The 18,794-nt window shown below is 60.3% G+C and carries 16 protein-coding genes; 10 read left to right on the forward strand and 6 right to left on the reverse strand.

What is annotated here, in order from left to right; all coding sequences use genetic code 11:
* The first annotated feature begins 9 nt into the window (after positions 1-9).
* On the forward strand, positions 10-2,331 hold the full coding sequence (locus GV044_RS14325; protein WP_159872056.1) for a prolyl oligopeptidase family serine peptidase: 2,322 nt from the start codon (positions 10-12) through the stop codon (positions 2,329-2,331).
* A gap of 1,463 nt (positions 2,332-3,794) precedes the next feature.
* Here the strand turns inward: GV044_RS14325 and GV044_RS22540 are convergent.
* The 5 genes from GV044_RS22540 to GV044_RS14345 form a co-directional block, all read right to left on the reverse strand.
* Positions 3,795-3,926: a hypothetical protein gene (locus tag GV044_RS22540; RefSeq protein ID WP_256377273.1), complete on the reverse strand. Its 132-nt coding sequence runs from the start codon at positions 3,924-3,926 to the stop codon at positions 3,795-3,797.
* A 787-nt stretch (positions 3,927-4,713) separates the two neighbouring features.
* Positions 4,714-5,823 (reverse strand): diguanylate cyclase, encoded by a 1,110-nt coding sequence (locus GV044_RS14330; protein WP_159872065.1) that lies wholly within the window; start codon positions 5,821-5,823, stop codon positions 4,714-4,716.
* 611 nt (positions 5,824-6,434) lie between these two features.
* Positions 6,435-8,099 carry an asparagine synthase-related protein gene (locus GV044_RS14335; protein WP_159872067.1) on the reverse strand — a complete coding sequence of 555 codons (1,665 nt, stop codon included), beginning with the start codon at positions 8,097-8,099 and terminating at the stop codon, positions 6,435-6,437.
* A gap of 107 nt (positions 8,100-8,206) precedes the next feature.
* Positions 8,207-8,806, reverse strand: coding sequence for a lasso peptide biosynthesis B2 protein (locus tag GV044_RS14340; protein WP_159872069.1), 600 nt, complete (start codon positions 8,804-8,806; stop codon positions 8,207-8,209).
* A 268-nt stretch (positions 8,807-9,074) separates the two neighbouring features.
* Positions 9,075-9,662 carry a GntR family transcriptional regulator gene (locus GV044_RS14345; RefSeq protein ID WP_256377275.1) on the reverse strand — a complete coding sequence of 196 codons (588 nt, stop codon included), beginning with the start codon at positions 9,660-9,662 and terminating at the stop codon, positions 9,075-9,077.
* A 269-nt stretch (positions 9,663-9,931) separates the two neighbouring features.
* Here GV044_RS14345 and GV044_RS14350 point away from each other — a divergent pair, with 269 nt between their 5' ends.
* Positions 9,932-10,450 (forward strand): helix-turn-helix transcriptional regulator, encoded by a 519-nt coding sequence (locus GV044_RS14350; RefSeq protein WP_159872073.1) that lies wholly within the window; start codon positions 9,932-9,934, stop codon positions 10,448-10,450.
* A 214-nt stretch (positions 10,451-10,664) separates the two neighbouring features.
* Here GV044_RS14350 and GV044_RS14355 read toward each other — a convergent pair whose 3' ends face one another.
* Positions 10,665-11,303: a hypothetical protein gene (locus GV044_RS14355; protein ID WP_159872075.1), complete on the reverse strand. Its 639-nt coding sequence runs from the start codon at positions 11,301-11,303 to the stop codon at positions 10,665-10,667.
* 870 nt (positions 11,304-12,173) lie between these two features.
* Between GV044_RS14355 and GV044_RS22230 the strand changes: the two genes are divergently transcribed.
* The 8 genes from GV044_RS22230 to GV044_RS14395 all read left to right on the forward strand — a co-directional run bounded on the left by GV044_RS22230 (position 12,174) and on the right by GV044_RS14395 (position 18,789).
* On the forward strand, positions 12,174-13,013 hold the full coding sequence (locus GV044_RS22230; protein WP_236555002.1) for a lytic transglycosylase domain-containing protein: 840 nt from the start codon (positions 12,174-12,176) through the stop codon (positions 13,011-13,013).
* 391 nt (positions 13,014-13,404) lie between these two features.
* Positions 13,405-13,776 (forward strand): hypothetical protein, encoded by a 372-nt coding sequence (locus GV044_RS14365; RefSeq protein WP_236555003.1) that lies wholly within the window; start codon positions 13,405-13,407, stop codon positions 13,774-13,776.
* Between the two features lie 446 nt (positions 13,777-14,222).
* Positions 14,223-14,507 carry a type IV conjugative transfer system protein TraL gene (traL, locus tag GV044_RS14370; protein ID WP_159872077.1) on the forward strand — a complete coding sequence of 95 codons (285 nt, stop codon included), beginning with the start codon at positions 14,223-14,225 and terminating at the stop codon, positions 14,505-14,507.
* A 2-nt stretch (positions 14,508-14,509) separates the two neighbouring features.
* On the forward strand, positions 14,510-15,088 hold the full coding sequence (locus GV044_RS14375; protein ID WP_159872079.1) for a type IV conjugative transfer system protein TraE: 579 nt from the start codon (positions 14,510-14,512) through the stop codon (positions 15,086-15,088).
* The gene (locus GV044_RS14380; RefSeq protein ID WP_159872081.1) at positions 15,069-15,830 is read left to right on the forward strand and encodes a type-F conjugative transfer system secretin TraK; all 762 of its coding nucleotides are present in this window, start codon (positions 15,069-15,071) and stop codon (positions 15,828-15,830) included. The genes GV044_RS14375 and GV044_RS14380 overlap by 20 nt, the downstream gene beginning before the upstream one ends.
* Positions 15,827-17,155 (forward strand): TraB/VirB10 family protein, encoded by a 1,329-nt coding sequence (locus tag GV044_RS14385; RefSeq protein WP_159872083.1) that lies wholly within the window; start codon positions 15,827-15,829, stop codon positions 17,153-17,155. Before GV044_RS14380 ends, GV044_RS14385 begins: the two co-directional genes overlap by 4 nt.
* Before the next feature lie 15 nt (positions 17,156-17,170).
* A complete protein-coding gene (locus GV044_RS14390; RefSeq protein ID WP_159872085.1) occupies positions 17,171-18,001 on the forward strand; it encodes a DsbC family protein in 831 nt (276 codons plus the stop codon).
* Positions 17,998-18,789, forward strand: a complete 792-nt coding sequence (locus tag GV044_RS14395) for a hypothetical protein (protein WP_159872087.1) — start codon at positions 17,998-18,000, stop codon at positions 18,787-18,789. The genes GV044_RS14390 and GV044_RS14395 overlap by 4 nt, the downstream gene beginning before the upstream one ends.
* Positions 18,790-18,794: the final 5 nt, after the last annotated feature.

Genomic DNA, 18,794 nt, shown 5'->3' on the forward strand with positions numbered 1-18,794 from the left:
GGTGATCCGATGCGTTCTGCAGTTCTCGTGCTCGCATGGCTCGCAAGCCTGTTCCACGCCGCGCAGGCGTCGGCTCGGTCCTACACGGTCGACGATCTGCTTCGCCTTGAAGCCATCGGCAAGGTTCTCGTCGACCCTGCCGGGCGATGGCTGGCGTTCGAAAAAAGAGAGGGAATGTTTTCGCTAAAAGAGCATGGGCGGATCGCCAAAGCGGACGTCTTGCGCTCGACACCCTATGTGGTCGATCTTGCGAGCCCCGGCAGGGCACAGCCGCTTCTGACGGACGGGAGACCAAGCGGCACCATCCTTCTGGGCTTCTCCCCTGGGGGACGTCACCTTGCGATCGCCAGGCTCGAAGGCGATCGCTTCCGGCTCGGAACCGTCAACTTGGCAAGCCGGGAGGTGCGCTGGTGGCCCTTCGCACCGAGCTATGATCCCTTCCATAGCATTGCTGTCTGGGTAGACGACGTCAGGCTCGTGGTGATCGCTCAGGAAGACGACCGCGCCGCGGGATGGCTCGTTGCCGACACCATGCCGCGCAAGAGCGCGGCCCAGCGCGGCGCCGATACGGCTGCTGGGCGACTGGGGGTCACTTCTGCCGGCAGCGGCCGCTTTCTTGATCTGCAAAAACACAGCGAGCGGCGCTTGCTGCTCCTCGATCTTAACCGACATGTCGCGACAGCTTCTATTATTGGGCCCTGGGTCTCACTGGCTCCGGCGCCGTCTGGTTCGTGGCTTGCCGCGACCCGGCAGGCAGGTCCGCTCCAGCCCGCAGCGGCGGACCCGGTGCACGAGGATACGCCTTACATGAGCGAAGAGTTGCTTCTGCTCAGGCCTGACGCGCATAGCATCTGGTCGCCTTGCGACACTTGCACGCTCGCTGGCGTGCCCTCTTGGAACCGTCGAGGGGACACGGTTGTCGCGCTCATCGTCGCTCACGGGCGCCAGCAGATCCTGTTGGCCCAGCCCGCCAAAAGGTTCGTTGCGCTCCTGCCTGCGCCGCGCGGCCGGGCGAGCGCTGCAGGTTCGATCGGATGTCCGCTGCGCTGGCGAGGGCAGGAGCTTGTCGTGCCGGGGACTGACTCAGCGCGAGCGAAGGGGCCTGCTGAAATCGTGGGACGCCTGTCTGTACGCGTGAGCGGTTCATGTGCGAACGGCCAGTGGCCGGTAGACGGGGCCGATTGGATTCGGGTGAGCAGCACGACGCCCCTGCGCTTCATAGACGCGCAGGGGCACCGACAAGCGCTCACATCCGGCATGGACAACGCTTCGGATGCCCTTGGCGAATTCGTCGCCCAAACCGAAGCACTTCCTCTAGGGGGCAAGACTGGTGCCACGCTACTACGCTTGCGCAAAGCGCGCGGGGCCGAGCAGCTCGTATTGCTGCGCAAACGAGCCATGACACCGCTCATAAATCTCAACACCCACATGAAAGATGTGGAACCCGCAACCTGGCGTGCTCTCGTTCAAAACGGGCGTGATGGGAAGCAAGTCAGCTGGCTGGTCCTGCCACCAGGCACCAGGCGTGGCGCCCCGTTGCCGCTCGTCGTTTTTCCCTATCCTGGGCAGATATACAGTGAGCAGCCACCAGCAGACCAGCAGCTCGGCGGGGAGCGCTACTACACCAGTGCGCAGTTGCTTGCAGCCTCAGGCTTTGCTGTCCTGCTTCCAAGCCTGCCCATGCCACGTGTGCTTCCAGACCAAGGCTATCCCTTCGCCCGGGCAATTGAGAAGGTACTGGAGGAAGCGCTCGGCACTGGCTGCTGTGATCGGGCGCGCGTGGGCCTGTGGGGGCACAGTTACGGAGCTTACGCCGCGGCCATGGCAGCAAGTCAAAGTTCTCGTTTTCATGCGATCGTTGCCTCCTCGGGCATCTACGATCTAGCAGGGACCGTCGGCACCTTCGGACCGGGCACTCGCGCATCGCCGGAGCGGATGTTGCCCGTGGCGGCAAACTATGCCTGGGCCGAGGAGGGGCAGGGCCGGATGGGGGGCGCGCCTTGGAGTGTGCCCTTGCGTTATGTCGCCAACAGTCCGGTCTATTTGGCCGACAAAATTCAAGCACCAATGCTGATCACGGCAGCGGATCAAGATGTATCGCCCCTTGGTCAGGCCGAGCAGCTTTTCTCCGCGCTCTTCCGCCAAGGCAAGCCCGCACAGCTAGTCACGTACTGGGGGGAAGGGCACGTTGTCTCGAGCCCTGCCAACTTGCGCGATCTTTACGCGCGCGTGACGGCCTTCTTCCGGTCTGAACTGAACTCGAAAACTGAGGGGCAGAAAGCCGCGGCATCTGAAGGTCAGCTAGAAACACCAAGGCTTCAGGACCGATGAACAGGTTTTGTGCATGATGTCAGCGGACGGGATCATTGCGCCTTAGCGCCGGGTGCGCCGAGCCTTGTCCCTGCCAGGCCTTGTTCGGCGTAGATCTTCGCCTTCAACAGGCAGCTCGCCTCGCAAGCCGCTCGGCTGGCACAGCGTCGCGACGCCTAGATCGGAACACCCTCGTTGCGAACGAGTGCTGCCGCTAGTTGAGGTCGGTCGGCAAGGTAGGTTTGACAATTGAAAGTAGTCTGATCCGCAGACCTGCCTCGTGTTCCTGGTCTGCCTCTCCTTCTCCGCCATATTGTTCTTGCAAACCATGGTCTGCATAGTGTCAACACAGGCCAGCCGCACTATCCTCCGCCATGCGGTTGTGCGGTCAGGGCTGGTGTCTGGTCCCCCCCGACGCCAGTCCGCCCTGACAAACAGGTCATCATCGTGAGGGAAGCGGGCGGTACCTAGCTGCCTTTACCACCTAAGCGTGGTAGTATGAGCGCTGACGAGTTTGAATGGCGAGCTCCTTGAACATGCAAGGTCAGAGCGACTGGAAGGTATTAGAACCGTGAGACTGACCCCCTCGGATCTACCGGCCATCGATCGTTGGACGTTTGGAAGCTGCTGGATCGCTGATTATGATGCTCGCTATGCGTTACTGACGCTTCGCCGATCTGTCGGACCGCTCGCGCGAGCTCGCATTCCTGCCCCTGACCTCGTCCGGTCGATCTGCTTGTAGAGCTTAAAAGCAGCGCGATGTCGTCGTCTAAGTTATGACACAAAATGGTTTTAGAAGAGAGGCTATGCTTCAGAAACTGCTGCGATTGGTGACTTTCAGGAAAGAAGCCGGCCCTGTGGCCGTGCAAGGGTATGCGCCTATATCGCAGCAAGAGTACCGCGCCGCTTTCCGGAGGGTCGACGAGGCTCATCTCAAGGGCCGTCCCCGAGATGTGCTACTTCGCGATGCGTTGGTGATCAAAGGATATTCCCGGCCGGCTGAGGGATATGACAGCTTTGGCTGGCCAGAAGGCGATCCACGTAGCCCGAACGCGATAATTCGGTAGATGCACGGCGCCGCACCCTCTCTGTTCTGTCTTCGTCCGCACGGCCCGTTGTTGTAGGTTCTGGGTCGGCCCGATCGGGGCTGCGCTTGATCTCAGTCGATCAGCGGTAACAACGACCGCGGTCGCGGTAGGTCAGCCCTGGAAGGCTCCGCTGATGGTTCAGGAGCGTGGCATGGATCAGCATTGCACCGTGGGGAGAGCGACTGCGGTGAAATACGGAGCGATCAATCAGCAGTGTCGTCGTCGCCTGAAAGGGCGGTCTTAAGTCTCAGGGGTTCTCCAAGCGCATCTGATAGGTAGGCTGCTTAAAGCTCTGCGAGGCTTGCGCGACAGGTTGCCTGCCCGCTGGCCCCGGCCGATATCAAGAGGATTGAGCATGAGCTCGCCTTTTTCCCGCCCTTAATCTTTGTGATGCGCCTACCAGATCAGCTGAAGTCCGCTCGACCCGACGAGGAACGCGATGACGCCACTGACAAGCGCAAGGCGTTCGGAAAACGCCCCCACTGTAAAACCGAGCACGTAGGCTGCCATGTCGAAGCCGGCGAGCATCAGACCCGCCCAAAACCCCGCCCTGACTGCGCGTTTGCGCAAGTCGCACCTCGACATGGGCGGCCGGGCCAGATCGCTGCTGTTGCTGGGCGAGGCCCGATCAAGCATCGGGATGGGCAAACGATCAGGCCTCGCCACTCGGGACCGGGTGAGCTTATGCTACCAGGTCTTGGTTAACGTGGGGTTGATGATCTGAAAGGTTTAGCGGGTATCCTTTGGCCACGAGTGCTATGCTGCGTTGCAGAAGCAAAGCTTGAAGGAGGTACCTTGAGCAGCATCAGCATCGCGGCACACTGGGGGCGAAAGGCGGCCCAGGCTGGGTTACGCATTTCGGACAATCCCTATCAAGGCGGGATTGGCAGAGCTGCATGGCGCCGAGGGTTCCGGCAGATCAGAGCGGCGGTCGTTGAACGCCTTGATCGTGGCAGTTCATGGAAGCAACCGTTGTTGCCCTTCGAGAGCCAAAGTCGTCACGGGGTGGACCGTTGCATTTGACACTCTTGATGGTGTCCCCGAACCGCCAAGCGGTCACAACCCGCACCATCTAGGCGGCAGAAAGACGAGGGCGGCAATCCTTTTTTCAGCATTTTGAGACGTTTGAAATGAACACCTTCCTCTGAAGTTGAACTTCTCCTCATGATGATCACTTCCGTCAGGAGGGACGCGTTCTCTGATCCTTCCTCGCTAACCGCATGAAATTGAGCACGTGGCGGCTTACTAGCAGCAGCCCGAACTTGCTTCAGGTAGGCAGGTCCGACGCGACCTTGGCCTCGCCATCAGCGGAGCATTAAAGCGTTGCGGTCAGCCGCAGCCGATGTCTCGCACGCTTGATGCCGTATAGCTGCGTATCAGCAAGCTGGAGCAAGTGGTGCAGGTTAGCTGCCCTATCCGCACTCACGATTGTCCCCAAGCTGGCCGTGATGAGAATACTTGATTGATCGATCGCGAATGGCTGCTCCATGGCGTCGCGAACTCGCCAGGATAATTCAAACGCTTCATCTTCGTTCTTCAAGCCGAATTGAACGATGGCAAATTCGTCCCCGCCCAGACGAGCAACCATGTCGCTCATCCGGATAGCTTTACGAAGGCGGTCGGCGACCGCGATGAGCAACTGGTCGCCGGCAGCATGACCGTACTTGTCGTTTACTGGCTTGAAGCCATCCAAGTCGACATAGTGGACCGCCACCACTGTACCGGTGACGGACAATGCCAATCGCGCATTGAAGAACTCGTCCAGCGCCAAGCGGTTCGGCAACGAGGTAAGCCCATCTCTGCGGGCCATGCTGACTGACGAAATGCGAGCGGCGATCTCTTTTCTCGCCTCATCGTAGCGAACGATCATGGAGCGACCGGCGCCGCAGATAAGAGCCGTCGCGACGACTGCCAGGGCAGAATACACCGGCTCTTGCTTGGTTGCCGAGATGCAAATAATAGGCCCGATCGCGAGCAAAATGCTCCCGAGCGCCAGGACAGGTCGCGAGCCGCAATTCGCCACGACCCCCGCGCAGTAACCGAATGCAACGCAGATCGTCAGCATGTGCAGTTCTGTTTGAGCTCCCCGGAAGATCAAGAAGCTAAACGCGCCGAGGGCGGCGGCAAAGCCGAGATGAGGGGCGGCAAACTGGGCTTCGAAGCGGCGCGCCTCATCTCGCGTGATAACTCGCCCGGAAGCGAGCTTGCGCAACCACAAACAAGCAGAGATGCGCCAGACGTTCAGGACACAGCCGGCTATACCGACAGCAACGAAGACCGGATTGCCTACCTTTTGATAGGCGATGAATAGGACGATGATGAAGATGCCAGCCGTGACCGTGGAGGTAGCGACGCTGGAGAAGAGGGAAAGGACCTGAGCAACGTAAACGCGGTCGCTGACAGGCTCCGTTACGCTGAAAGGCATAGCGTTGGTCCCTGATCGATCCAATCTACCTCTTCCTACGTCCCAAACCTTACTAACCTCCTTAGCTCTGTATGCCGTTCGCATCGAACCGGCGCCCGGAAGATCTCCTGCTTGGCACGCAGCCTTTCTTGCGCTTCGACGCCCGAGGATTGCGGCAGCCGTTCTCGGCACGGCGGTTCGGCAGTGAAGCGGTTAGCACAACGATGGTGGGCTGCGACGCACCCGAGTTTCCGAGATCCTCATCACCCCCATCTGAAAATCCGTGGCCGCCCCAAAGGTGTTGGGGCGCGCCTCCTGCCGGAACGACTGGCAGGGAACAGGAGTTCGGATCTCGTCTGCGATCGTCTGGAACGCCGGCACGCGTGGAAGCCCCCCCCCTGGCCATCGGGGCGCATCGTCGAACGCTGGGAAACAAGCCTCGCACCTTGATCGTGTCCGGCTACTCACAAAGAGCTGATCACAGGTATGCGGCCGCTTGTTCGTCTCTCCCTTGGATAAGCGGTCGCCAATCAAGCTGGGCAGGGTCGAGGCAGCTCGCGGCGCAGCCGCTCCAGAGTCTGCCGCCGGTTGCGGGCTGTGCAGCTGAACAGATCTCGCCTCAAAGGAATGGCTTATGGCGCCAGATGTCGTGAGCACCTGCCAAGGCGGTCGATCTGCATACGCCAGTGTTCAAACCAGTCCTCGATCTCTAGCAATGTAAGCAGTTCCGCGTAGCAATCGAACTGCAGAAGGTAGTTCTCATCTGATGCGAGCTCGAGCGCTGGGCGGTTAAGCAGACCCGCCCGGCATAGACGACCTTCAAGCAACCGCTGTCTCAACAGCGGGACGCTTCTGGCAAGGACCTGGCCGAAATAGCCTGTGAGCGATCCCTTGCCACGGCGGGACAGAACACCTTGCGGAAGCCTATTCACAAAAGCGGCTCGCGCCAGCGCGCGATCTCGTCGTCCGTCAGTGAGCACCAGCAGCGATTGGGCCAGCGCAAATTCCACAAGAGGCTGGGAGAGGAGGGGATGGATAACGTCCAGGACCTGCGAGCAATGACTAGGACCAAACGCATTGCGCTCTGCGGCAATCCCGTGAATCTGCATCTGCTTGGCTGGTGTTAGACCGTTAAGGTCGCCAGCCCAGCGCAGAGATCGCGGGCGTGGCTGCGGGCTCGCCAGGAACCTGCTTGCTCGAGCTGGCTCGAGCGCCGACAAGTTCCGCGTCAGCGCCGCACATGCGACTGCCCAAACACTGGTCCGGCACCAGCGCGCCATTGGTTCTAGTCTCTTGAGGAACCCTGCCCGGCCATCGGGCGATGGCTCCGCCGCGACCAGCACCGAAGGGTGTTGGAAGAAGACGGCGTCGCCTCCGCGCCCTGTGAACAGCTGGCGCGCGCCGATGGTTTGCGCATGAGAGGCAAGTACTGCATCGTGGAAGAGCGATGTGCTGCCGATCCCGGGTCGCCATCCTCTGACGGTCGATGAAAGGCGCGATGCGTCGAGTGCCTCTGGGCCGAGCACAATTTCCGTATTCGATATAGCGAGGTGCACCGCTATCTCTCGGCTAAAGCGGCGCTCGTCTCCTGGCAGATCATGGCTGTAGAAGGTAAAGGCCTCAGCTAGCGAACCAGCCTTTACAAGGCTCGCAGCAATTATGGCGGAGTCCAATCCGCCAGAAAGTTCGACGACTGCTCGATCGTTGCCCGAGCGCCAAGCCATGACGCAACTGTCCACCAGATGGCTCAGCATCTCGGGTGCTGCAGCCGGGCTTTCCGATCTCGAACAGAAGGTGCGTGGCGCCCAAAGTCTTTGCTGGCTGCTCTCAGGACCCGCAAGACGCGTGAGCAGGCCTGCTTCGAGAGCCTTGACGCCCCGCAACGGCTCTGCATCGGCTACCGCCGACGGGAACGCCACGATCTGGCGAACTTCCTCTAGATCGATGTCAAAGTCATCGGGCGGGTACGACGGTAACCACTTCCCCGGCTCATTCGTGATGAAGAGGATCCCTGAGTGCTGCCATCTGACGCATTCGCGCATGCCAATCGGATCGCGAAACAGCGTGACATCAGATCGGGCGTCGCAGTCGTTCCAGATGGCAAGATAGCTGCCCCAACGAGTGGCGGTGAGTTCGCGGCAATAGCTTGTGAAGCTCGACCGATCAGGTGGCGCTGCTATCGCGCATTTCTCGTCGCGAGCCGCTCCGGCGAATATATCGCCGATAACGAAGCACTTAGCCGACATTCTTCGAACGTCCTGCGAGGAGCCGGCGACCAGTAAGCCGGGCTCGTGCACGCAGAGCTCAAAGTTTGAGGACAGCGCCTTGATTTCACAGGAAATTGCCTGTGTCGTCCGTGCGGCACATCGATCGGCTTGTACCCAGCTTAACAGTAGAAAAGGTCTCATGTGGCGGACTGTGATCGCAGAATGACGGTGTACTTTTCAACCAGGTGCGCGCGTTCACCGATCAACAGATTTTCCTGAGCGAGCCAGCAATGAGCCTCGAACGGGAACAGCCGGACGCCTATGACCCAGTCCGCAGAGTGACCACTAAGTTTCAGAAATTGCAGCAGGGCGTAGGTTTTTGAGAGGCAGAGAAGCCGAACAGGAAGATAGAGGCACATGCGCTCAAACCGTGCGGCCAGCATCGGCGCAGTAATAGCCACGGGAACGAAATGACTGGGCTGCGTTGCATGCCAGAGCAGGGTTCGCAGCGGGCGGTAAGGAAGGCGGACAAGCGTGATCGCGAGTGCCAGAACAAAGCACGCGCAATCTCGGACTCCGATCCGTGCTGGTTGCACACCGTCGCACTCTCGCCACGCAGGAGCTTGATGTTCGGACGAGAGCGTTCTCTCAATCGATTCAGGATCATAGCGGCACAAGTAAGTATCGTGCTCAAGGTCGAGGAGGACGGTGCCACCGGGGCAGTGGGCCAGATAAGTGAAAAGCATCACAGATAGCGCCAGCGCGGGATGGGTGGTGCGACCGATATTCGGTCGCACCACCCTGGTGCTCAACCGCCGATCGTATAAAGTCGATCGGTGATCATTTCGGCGCGGTTCCCGCTGAAGGCAGCGCGCGTCAGCTTGCGAGCTTTGCCCATCGTCCGCAACGCAGGCTGCTGAACAGCCGGTGCACCTGCGAGTTGTACTTTGTGTGTCATAGCAATCTTCCTCGACTAACCGCCGCTTGTCGACGGCTTGCAGAGTAAAAGGTCCGACTCCGAAGATCGCGAAATCATATCGTCAGAATACCGCAGATATAGGCAGGTCAGACCTCAGGGTTGAACAGAAGGGCGAATTCCCCAGCCCGGGCCATGCAATTTTGATGAAACGCAAGGCTCACCAAGTGCGCTGAGGCAAGATCCTGCTTGGCCAGCGCCGCTGCGAGCATGGAACCCCTCGCGGGCATGTCGCCGATTGTGCGCGTCTCGAAACGTCGCACCATGCTCAGCCGGTCAGCGAGGTATCTGCGCAATCCGATAAGCGCCGCATCCTTGGTCTGGAGCGTGACGTCATCGAAAAGCCGCCACAGGTTACGGACGCGACGCCAGCTTGGGTGCGCTTGCGCTACAGAATTGACCGCCTGCTCGACACAAGATTGATGCGCTGAGTATAGCCCGGTGATTGTTCGCGCGTTGAGCGGTGCAAGGTAGAAGCCCTCGCGATGATGGTCGACGACGATGTCTCGACCGGCAAGCTGACGCAGCGCCTCGCGCACTGGCGTCGTGCTCACGTGCAAAGCTTGTGAAAGCTCGACAATGCCGATCCGATGCGAGGGCCGGTGCTGACCCTGGACGAGCCGCTCCAGCACGCCCGCATAGACTTCCTCGAATGTTAATCGTGATTTGTGGTGCATAGCTAAGCCGCCTCCTGATCCAATCGTGTGGGCAGGAGCAGCAGCGACTCAAGCGAATTGCGCGATCATCGTGGCGTCGGCCGGGTAACGGCCAGCAAGTTGTTGCATAACGCGCGTTTGCTGATGATACTCCGCAAGCGCGCTGCGGGGATCCCGCACGAAAAATTGCGCGGGCGGAGAGGACGACGCTTTGGTCGTGGTGCGTAAGCCACGATGAAGGCGGATCGCAGGTGAGCCGAGGGCCATCGTGGCCGCTCATGGAGATCAGTATGTCGTTCTCGTTTCTCGACCTGTCCGAAGAACGAGACATTTTGTGCAAGGTGTTCCGAGCGATAAAGAAGAAGCGCAATCTTACATCGCGTGAGATCGCTGACAGCATGGGATTGGCGCTTCGTACATACGAACAATTCGAGAGTGGCTCTGGAAGGATCCTCTTTGGCCAAATTCAAAAGTTTTCGGAAGCAACGGATAGTGACCCATTCGCTATCCTGCTTGCTGTCATGTACCGGACGCCTGAGTTTGCCGTCCATTGTGCTGACAACAAGTTTCCACTCATCATCACTATGTCGATAGAGCGGTTTGCCGAGGACATGGGCTCCGATGTCTCGCTACTTGAGCCGCTTAATGTCATCACCGGATGTCAGAGATACCTTGCAGAGCTGAAGAAGAAGATCGCTGACGATGAGCTTACCGTTTCCAAGTGGCTAAACGGGAAGCGTGGGTACATCGACCTTGGCCGTCTCAGCCTGCGCGGCTTTCGACGCACAAAGCGGCGAGAGGCACCATGACTTGCACTGGTAGCGTCACTGGCGCACATCCTACTTCTGTGGCTTTCGTCTCGTTGCAGAGTCTTTAGCTCTGGCGCTGTAGTGCTGCATCCTCTTCATTGGTTGCCATTGTCGGCATGGCGGATCACAGATGTCGCTTAGACCAAACGACGAGCACTGATCAGCGTCCCGCCCTTCGGCCTCGCGCGCGGTTTAGAACGCGGTCGGGACTGAACTAAGCATGCTGACCCAGCGCTCGTCGCACCTCAGGCATTATCGTGTAGACGGCCTCGCGCTGTGCTCCTCGGTTCTCGTGATCGATGCGATAGCCCTGGTAGTGCCGGCGCAAGAGCCCGGCGCGAACCAAGTCCGAAACTGCCCGGCTGACATTCGTGCGCCCTGAATGCCGCAAGCGGTCTCTCACTGCTTGAGCGACGATGGTCTCGGTGCAATCCGGATCCGTGGGATTGTCGACGTTGTGAGCCACTTCTGCGCGTACCTTCCTCACGATCTTGAGGCGCCGTGGATCGCGTTGTGCGACGGGGATCAAAGCGTCGCTCAGCCAGTCTCTGATGCCCACAAGACCTTTGCCTTCGCGCACATAGGGTCCAGCACGGCCGGACGCGTCAGAAACCCGGGCTATCAAGTTCAGCACCATGAATGTGTAACGCGGCCTCGCAGATACATCCGCAAGGCGCTGCAGGATCTCAGGCAAATCGACCGCGTCAGGCTGCTCAACCACATCAGGCTGCAAAGGTCGGTCGTTTAGGATCTCGAGGGAAGGCGAAGATACCGCGTGGCTAGCCTTTCGACTGATCTGCGCATTGCCGCCACGCTTTGGTTGATGGGGGCTGAAAAGATCGAGCTGGTACATGGAACATATCAAGCACATTACGGAGGCAGTGTGAATCCCTGCCGTCGAGCTTGGGTTCTTTAGCCACCCGTGACACTTTACCGGCGCTCGCGATAAAGTGTCACACTTGGTTCCCGCGAAACCCGCGAGTTTATAAAACGTGCGGCATTATAGATGAAGCGATCACAGCCGGATGGCTATGATTTGGTAGATGCACGGCTAAGCTTCCTGCCAGCTTCGCATCCTTCAGGGCGGTAGCTGAGACGCAGTTGATAATGGTGGGTTCCAATCATGTCGTTGCCGTCGACCATGGTGGTTTGGCCCACAGAATTGCGCTCAGGTGAAGTGTCGCCAGTGGTTCAGCTGAGCGCGGCACTTGAACTTAAGCTCAGACCCTGCCCGCATTGCTATCGCAGTCTTGTGCACTGGCTAAGCGTCCTGTCATTTGGGGATGAACCCGACTTAGAAGCCCGGGACCTGTGCAAGGAGCCCAGTGTTGGTCAACAAAGCGACAGCGCGGGCTTCCCCGATCCGGGGCGCCGTGGGTTTTGGACATCTCGTCCAAGCTGCGCCATTTGGCGTCGACCAAGTCAGGCTTTCACTTGGTCAGCCTTGACCAGCGTTTGTCCCCGCCGGCGAACCCCGCGGTGTGGATGAGGCGCGTTGAGCACCCCAATCAGACGATCGGGCAAATCAACCATGTGCAAACTGCGGATCGAAGCCGCACTGACGGTGTACGGGGAACGACTTGTCCCTGTCGATAGGGTGAGCCGTTCGACAGCGAAAATCAGGCGCCCTTCCACCTCGCTCGAGGCACTTGCCTGCCATAGCGCCCGGCGATAGTGTCTTTGGGCGATAGCCGAACTAAGCCTCACATCGAGGCTTTACCTCATGACCCGATTGCTTTGTTTCTGCTGCGCAGCGCTCTTAGCCTCTCCCCAAGCCGACGCCCGTCAGCCAGAGGTCGTGTATTTTCCGACAAGCGCGGCCGGCTTCCAAATCATAGAGGCGGGCTACAGGCATGACCGCAAGGATCCGACTGATGCCGATCTGGTTGATCGTGCCGACACCCCGCTTTCGAGCGGATCGATTCCCGATTCTCCTGCGATTCAGCAGCTACCAAAGGCTTCGCCCAGGTTCTATATTCCCAGATGGATGAGGAACAACAAGCCGGTCAGCGGACCGATCTTCTCAATCTCGGCCGCATACCCGCTTACACCGTGTTACGATGAACAATACCGGCCTCATCCCCTCTTGGCACCGCGCGTAGAGCTACGCCGCCAACGCTACTACCGGCAAATGGCTGCTTCCGCTTGCAAGGCAGGGATCCCCATCGAGCTTTTTGATGCACTCGTCATCCAGGAAAGCCGCTATAATCCGGCTGCTTTAAGTTCAAAAGGTGCAGTCGGGCTCACACAGTTGATGCCCGCGACGGCTCGCGATCTTGGGATAGCTCGAAGTTGGCAAGTCGAAACCAACCTTGATGGTAGAGCTCGCTACTTGCGCAAGCAGCTCGATGCATTTGGCGCCTGGGACATGGCGTTAGGCGCCTACAATGCAGGACCGGGAAACGTGGCTAAGTACGGGCAGGTGCCACCTTTCCGCGAAACCCGAGAGTACGTCCGGGCCATACTCACAAGCATTGGCATGTATCGCGCAAGCAGGATCAAAGCGGTACAAGCAGGACATACCCCTGCTCGCACTGTCGTGCTCACCTCCTACAAGCGGTGAACCGTCGGCGATGGATGTGCGCTCGTGACGAACAAACTGGAGGCCTCCCAAAGATCATAGCGCGGCAATCGTGCTCGCATGCAACCGGGACCGAAGCTTCGGCTCATTCAAGTTTCAGCTAGCGCTGCCTGGGAAAGGCGTTGCGGCTGATTCCTCGCCCCGCGATGTTTCACAAACGAGGCCCACCCATCCGGCAGGCATGGGGAGGCTTAGCCTTCTAAGCTTCGGCGTCGGGATGCCAGGCCTCGCCAAGTAACAAGATTTGCGTCAAGGTTCCCTCTACTACCCGTATATTCGGAATGCAGAGCTAAAATGATTCCGATATCACGTGTGACCTGCATGTTACTGGGATGGCCGAAGCAAACGGCACGGCACATTTCAGGAGATAGAGATGAGGTTCTTCGCCATCAATAGGCCGATCTTGCAACGTGTGCGGTCCAGAAAGCGTCGTCGCAGTCTGCGCAAAGATGCTGGCGGTAAGCTGGTTTTACTGTCCGGGGCCGCTATCGCCGCAACCATCATAGGCTGTGATGCTGCATGGGCTGGGACTGATGCAACCTTCGATACGGCGCTGACGCAGTTCACCGGCTTTCTTGAGGGTTCCGGAGGCAAGATCATTACCGTTCTTTCACTCGCTGGAGGGATCGTCGGCCTAGCCTCAGGCCGCTTCTCACTTGGACAGGTAGCGATCCCCGTCGGCGTTGGCGTGGGCGCTGGCACCGGCATTCCCATCGTCACTTCCACGGTGACGGCCACCATCTAAGTGGCGGTCGGAAGAGTAGGCGTCCTGTCGGCCTTTTCTACTCGGGCCGGGCGCTACGGAACGGTACAGCATACCCTTACAGGTGTACAATCCAGAGCTGATTGGCCCTCAGACGATCCATGAGTTTCCCATGATGGTTATACCATCTGCCGGGGCGTCGTGGCTCAACATTTCGTCGTGGGCCTCTTTTCTCGCAACAGCTTGGTTCGGCTATCGCAAGCTCCGAGCTGGACGATCCCTGAAGTGGGTACCGCACCTTGCCTCTCGCGGCGTGCGGGAGGCTCAATCAAAGAATTAGCTCTGACTTTTCGCTTCAGAATCATGGCGCGCTGCGGCGTCGACGTGCCGATCGTCGGCAGGAGGCACCGCAATGATCTGATCCGGGTGTCCCTGGAGCTGGCTGAAAGTCTCCCCCGGCCAGCTCTTTAACCTGACGGCGGTGTTACATGGACCGATATGCAATCCCAAAGCATCTTGATGATCCTGAGCTCATCGGCTTTTGGACCCTCGACGAGTTCATCATCATGTTCGTACCCTTTCTGTGGGGGGTACTTAGTCAGCACATCATTATTGGTCTCGTATCCGCGATTGGCGCTTGGTTTGTATATCGCAAAGCAAAAGCAGGTCGATCCATCTCGTGGATACTCCATGTTGCGTACTGGCATCTTCCGGGCAGCTTCTTCGGTCTCAAGGTAGCGCCGCCGTCCCATGTTCGCGTGATGGCAGGATAGCTATGGATATCACGCACGCTCATCTATCGTCACAACGTGTGCTCAAGCAGCGCAACGGACTTGCGATTGTCTCGATCGCGCTGACGATCGTGATCCTCATCCTCTTCATCATGGCGTCGACGCGCGATCGCGAGATCGTGCTCCAGCCCATCTCCCGCTCACCCCTGACGCTGAGCAGTGCCGGCGTGTCGCGTGAATACCTCGAGATGGTGACACGAGACGTCGCACTGCTGGCGCTCAATCGGTCGCCAGAAACGCTCAAGTACTGGATGGACAACATCCTGGAGATGACGGACCCACGAAGCCGGGGCCAGCTCAAGAGCGATCTGATCAAGGTCGTTGAGGAACAGCGCGGATCGCAGATCACGCAGTTTTTCACCATCAACACCATCAGGACCGATCCCGAGGCGCTCACCAGCGACGTGATCGGCGTGCTGCACACGGTCGCGGGCTCGAAGGAAGTCACCACCCAGCCCAGAACCTTCCGTTTCACTTGGACCTACACCGGCGTGAGCTTGAAGCTGCGAGGCTTCGGCATTGTCGAAAAGGTGGAGAAGAGCCATGACGCCGATGCTCAGTGACGCATTACAGTGGCCCGCCTTCGGCGGTGTTGGCCTCTTGGCGCTGGCGCTCGCTGCGCATCCCGTCCTGGCAGCCGATCAGTCTTTGATCGCAGCGGATAACGGGGAAGTGCGCTGCACCGCCTCGCTGCGCGATCTCACGCGCATCTCGCTGAAGGACGATGAGTTCGCCTCGGTGTCCAAGGTCGCCACCGGTGTCCCGACCGACGACTTCTCGGTGGTCAACGAGCCGGTGCGTGGCGACATCTATATCTCGGTGCCTGAAGGGTACTCGAGGAAAGCGCTTTCGTTCTTCGGCACGTCGCGCAAGGGCTTCGTCTACAAGTTCGTCTGCTCGATAGCCGGCGACGACGCGACGCAGGTGTTTGTCGCAAACGCTGATCTGGTAAAGCCGGCCAAGTCGGCCACCGCAATGCCGGCTTCGCTCTTCGCCAAGGACGACGCCGTGCGGCTTGTAAAAGCGATGTACGAGCAGGCGATCGTCGACGGGTTCGAGATCCGTCAGCACGTTCTGGCACCGGTCAACGTCGGTGCTCTGCGGGTCCAGATGATTGGTGAGTACCAAGGGGCCCAACTCACCGGCAAGACACTCAGGATCGAGAACAAGGGCTCCAGGCCCGTCGAACTAAGCGAGGAGAGCGTCAGTCCCAAGGCGATCGCCGTCAGCGTGGCCAACCCGCACCTCAAGCCCGGCGAGGCGACCACCGCCTACATCGTCGTGGCATCGGGAGACCCCCGATGAAGCTGTTCCAGCGCAAGCCTAAAAACCTCGACGGTTCCGAGGGCGCGGAAGAGGGTGGCGAGCTCGTCGTCAACGACGCCACCGCCAAGCGCCAGAAACTCGCGCTCTACGGCGGCGGTGGTGTCCTCTCCGTCGTTGCCATGGCCTGGATCCTGACGCCCAGTACCAAGATCAAGGAAGGCCTTGCAGGTAAGGAAAGCGACTCCGAGGTCAAGGTGTCGACTGATGCCATGGTCAACCGCCGCATGTCGGAAGCCGAGTGGATGGCGCGCTCGGAAGGCCAAATGGCTTCGTTCAACAACCAGATCAAAGGCCTGGAAGGACAGAGCAAGCAGATCGAAGGGTTGCAGGCGCAGATCCAGGCGCTGCAGACCGAAAAGGGCGCGATGGCCGAAGACGGTTCGCGTGTTCTTGGCGCCTACGAGCAGGAGAACGAGCAACTGAAGGCGCAACTCGCGGAAGCGAAGCGCGCACCGCTTGCAGGACCGACGGGGCTCTATGGGAAGGGGGCGCCTGGCACCTACCAGGCCAGTAGTACCGCGCCAGCTTCGGCGCTCGCCAATGCCGAGCCAGGGCTGGCGCTAACGCGCAACAACGAAATCAAGCTGGTCTCGTTCGAGGGCAGGGCCAACGGTGGGACCGGCAATCGGATCGCACCCTCGAAGGCCACCAGCTACACCGACAGCCCCAACTATCTGCCGCCCAATTCGATTGCCAAAGCAACCGTGGTGGTGGGCGTCGATGCCGCGGCCAACGTCAAGAGCCAGAACGATCCGCTGCCCGTGGTGCTGCGCATCACCGGGCCGGCGCGCTCGGTCTACTCGCAAGGCAAGCTGCTGCGCACGACGATCGAGGGCTGCATGGTCAACGGCGCGGCGCAAGGCGATCTCAGCTCCGAGAAGGTCTACGTCAAGCTGCAGCGCATGACGTGCCCGCAGCCGGGCGGCCGCTTTGCCGTCAGCGAGGTCAAGGGCTTTGTCGCGTTCGGCGGTAAGACTGGTGTGCGGGGCAAGGTGGTCAGCCGCGAAGGAGGGCTCGTCGGCCAGGCGTTCCTGGCAGGGCTCGCGGGCGGATTCGGCAAGGGCTTCTCGCTCAATACTCAATCCACCCTGACGGCACCGCAGGTCAGTGTCGGTGGCAAGCGCGACCAGCTGGGTATCGGCGAACTCGCGCAAGGCGGCCTGGGTGAAGGCATTTCGACCTCGGCCGAGACGGTCTCGAAGTACCTGATCGAGCGCGCCGAGCAATACCAGCCGGTCATCGAAATGCCGACCGGGATCGAAGTCGAGATCGTGTTTCTCGACGGCGTCTTCATTCGCAACTGACGGGAGTTTCGAAAGATGAAGGTTCATCACAAGATCGTTGCCGGTCTGGGCCTGGTCGGGCTCGCCGGCGCGGTCGGCGCCTACGCACAGGCTCCGGCCAGTGACGCGCAAGTCCTTGAGCTTCTCAAGGCACGGCTGCCTAAGACGCAGGTCGCCAAGGTCGACTGCTCGCGGATAGGCACGCTCTGCGAGGTGCAAGCTGGCTCGCAGCTGTTCTACACCGATCGCTCAGCGCGCTATCTGGTGATCGGCCGTGTCTACGACATGGAGATGCGCCAGGATCTCACGGCCGCACGGCTGCTCGAGATCAATCCGGAGATGCTCATCGGCGGTGCCGCCGCCGGCGACAAGGCAGAGGCAGCCAACGCCGCGCCTGAGACTGCCGATCCGGTTCAGGCGGGCCGTGGTCTCAAGAAGGCAGGGGCGCAGAAGGTCTCGCTCGAGGGGCTGCCCAAAAATGGCGCCGTTGAGTGGGGCTCGGGCGGGCCGAAGGTTACTGTCTTCAGCGATTTCCGCTGCGGTTACTGCAAGGCGCTGCATGAGGCGCTGCGCACCATGAACGTGCGCGTGATCGAGCGGCCGATCTCGGTCCTCGGCACCCGGATGATCTCGAACGCGGTGGTATGCGCGCCAGATCGCCGCAAGGCGCTTGCTGACGCTTACGAGGGCCGGGACCTGCCTGCAGGTCGCCAGTGCGACACCTCGGGGCTCGATGCCAACGAGAAGTTTGCGCATGCCAACGGCTTCGACGGCACGCCGGTGATCGTCCGCGCGGACGGCGCGGTGCTGCAAGGTTTCAGGCCCACGGCCTTCCTGGAGACCTGGCTCAAGGGGGCGGGATCGTGAGCGCGCATCGCCCACGCGCCCGGCACGGTCTCACCACGGCCACGCTCGGCCTCGTCGCATCGGGGCTCGCGGGTTGCACTACGTTTGGGGCCAATATCAGAGGTGACTTCACCTGCGGGGCTCCCAATGGAACCTGCGCGCCTTCCAGCGTCATTGACGATTCTGCCATCGCGACGATCCAGGATCGCACCTCGAACGAGGTTGTGGTGCCGGCAGGCCCTTACGAGGTCGACGATGGCGACACACCCGGTATGCGGCTCTCCTCGGCCTCAGCGCCGGCCCACAGGGGCACGTCGCAGCCGCGGGGCTATAGCCGTGTCCTGCGGGTCGTGTTCCCGGCCTACGTCGATCGCTACGGCCAGTTGCATGAGAAGAGTGCGGTGCAGGCCGAAGTCGACGTCGGCCAGGTTCCGCAGCTTGCGGATCGCGCAGTCGGCGATCGCCTGCCGAGCGGACCGGACGCGGGTCTGTTTGGTGCCGCCGAGAGCGCGCCGCAGATGCTTGCGTTTGCGCCGCGCGCATCGGTGCCGGGATCTTCCGCTCCGCAGCTGGAAGCACAGGCACTTGCGCGAACGGAGAACGTCATCGTGCGCCACGGCCTACCCAAGGCGGAGAGCCCCAAGATCGTCCTGCCCAAGGTCGCGACCAGCGAGAGTGGCAAGGCAATACCAGAAGCGGCGACGCCGGCGAAGCCCTCGCCGATCGCCGCGATCAAGGACCAGGTGGCCGGCAAGCTCGCCCAGAGCGCCAAGGTCAAGGCGGCCGACTTCCCGGCCCAGGTGGATTGAGCGAC

This window comes from Novosphingobium sp. 9U (genome assembly GCF_902506425.1).
GTDB lineage: Bacteria > Pseudomonadota > Alphaproteobacteria > Sphingomonadales > Sphingomonadaceae > Novosphingobium.

Bases quoted from the DNA above. Each gene is read 5' to 3' on its own strand.
- GV044_RS22540 (WP_256377273.1), bottom strand. From the start codon at position 3,926: ATGCTCGCCGGCTTCGACATGGCAGCCTACGTGCTCGGTTTTACAGTG.
- GV044_RS14385 (WP_159872083.1), top strand. From the start codon at position 15,827: ATGAAGCTGTTCCAGCGCAAGCCTAAAAACCTCGACGGTTCCGAGGGC.
- GV044_RS14380 (WP_159872081.1), top strand. From the start codon at position 15,069: ATGACGCCGATGCTCAGTGACGCATTACAGTGGCCCGCCTTCGGCGGT.
- GV044_RS14375 (WP_159872079.1), top strand. From the start codon at position 14,510: ATGGATATCACGCACGCTCATCTATCGTCACAACGTGTGCTCAAGCAG.
- GV044_RS14345 (WP_256377275.1), bottom strand. From the start codon at position 9,662: ATGCACCACAAATCACGATTAACATTCGAGGAAGTCTATGCGGGCGTG.
- GV044_RS14355 (WP_159872075.1), bottom strand. From the start codon at position 11,303: ATGTACCAGCTCGATCTTTTCAGCCCCCATCAACCAAAGCGTGGCGGC.
- GV044_RS14330 (WP_159872065.1), bottom strand. From the start codon at position 5,823: ATGCCTTTCAGCGTAACGGAGCCTGTCAGCGACCGCGTTTACGTTGCT.
- GV044_RS14350 (WP_159872073.1), top strand. From the start codon at position 9,932: ATGTCGTTCTCGTTTCTCGACCTGTCCGAAGAACGAGACATTTTGTGC.
- GV044_RS14390 (WP_159872085.1), top strand. From the start codon at position 17,171: ATGAAGGTTCATCACAAGATCGTTGCCGGTCTGGGCCTGGTCGGGCTC.
- GV044_RS14325 (WP_159872056.1), top strand. From the start codon at position 10: ATGCGTTCTGCAGTTCTCGTGCTCGCATGGCTCGCAAGCCTGTTCCAC.
- GV044_RS14365 (WP_236555003.1), top strand. From the start codon at position 13,405: ATGAGGTTCTTCGCCATCAATAGGCCGATCTTGCAACGTGTGCGGTCC.
- GV044_RS22230 (WP_236555002.1), top strand. From the start codon at position 12,174: ATGACCCGATTGCTTTGTTTCTGCTGCGCAGCGCTCTTAGCCTCTCCC.
- traL (WP_159872077.1), top strand. From the start codon at position 14,223: ATGGACCGATATGCAATCCCAAAGCATCTTGATGATCCTGAGCTCATC.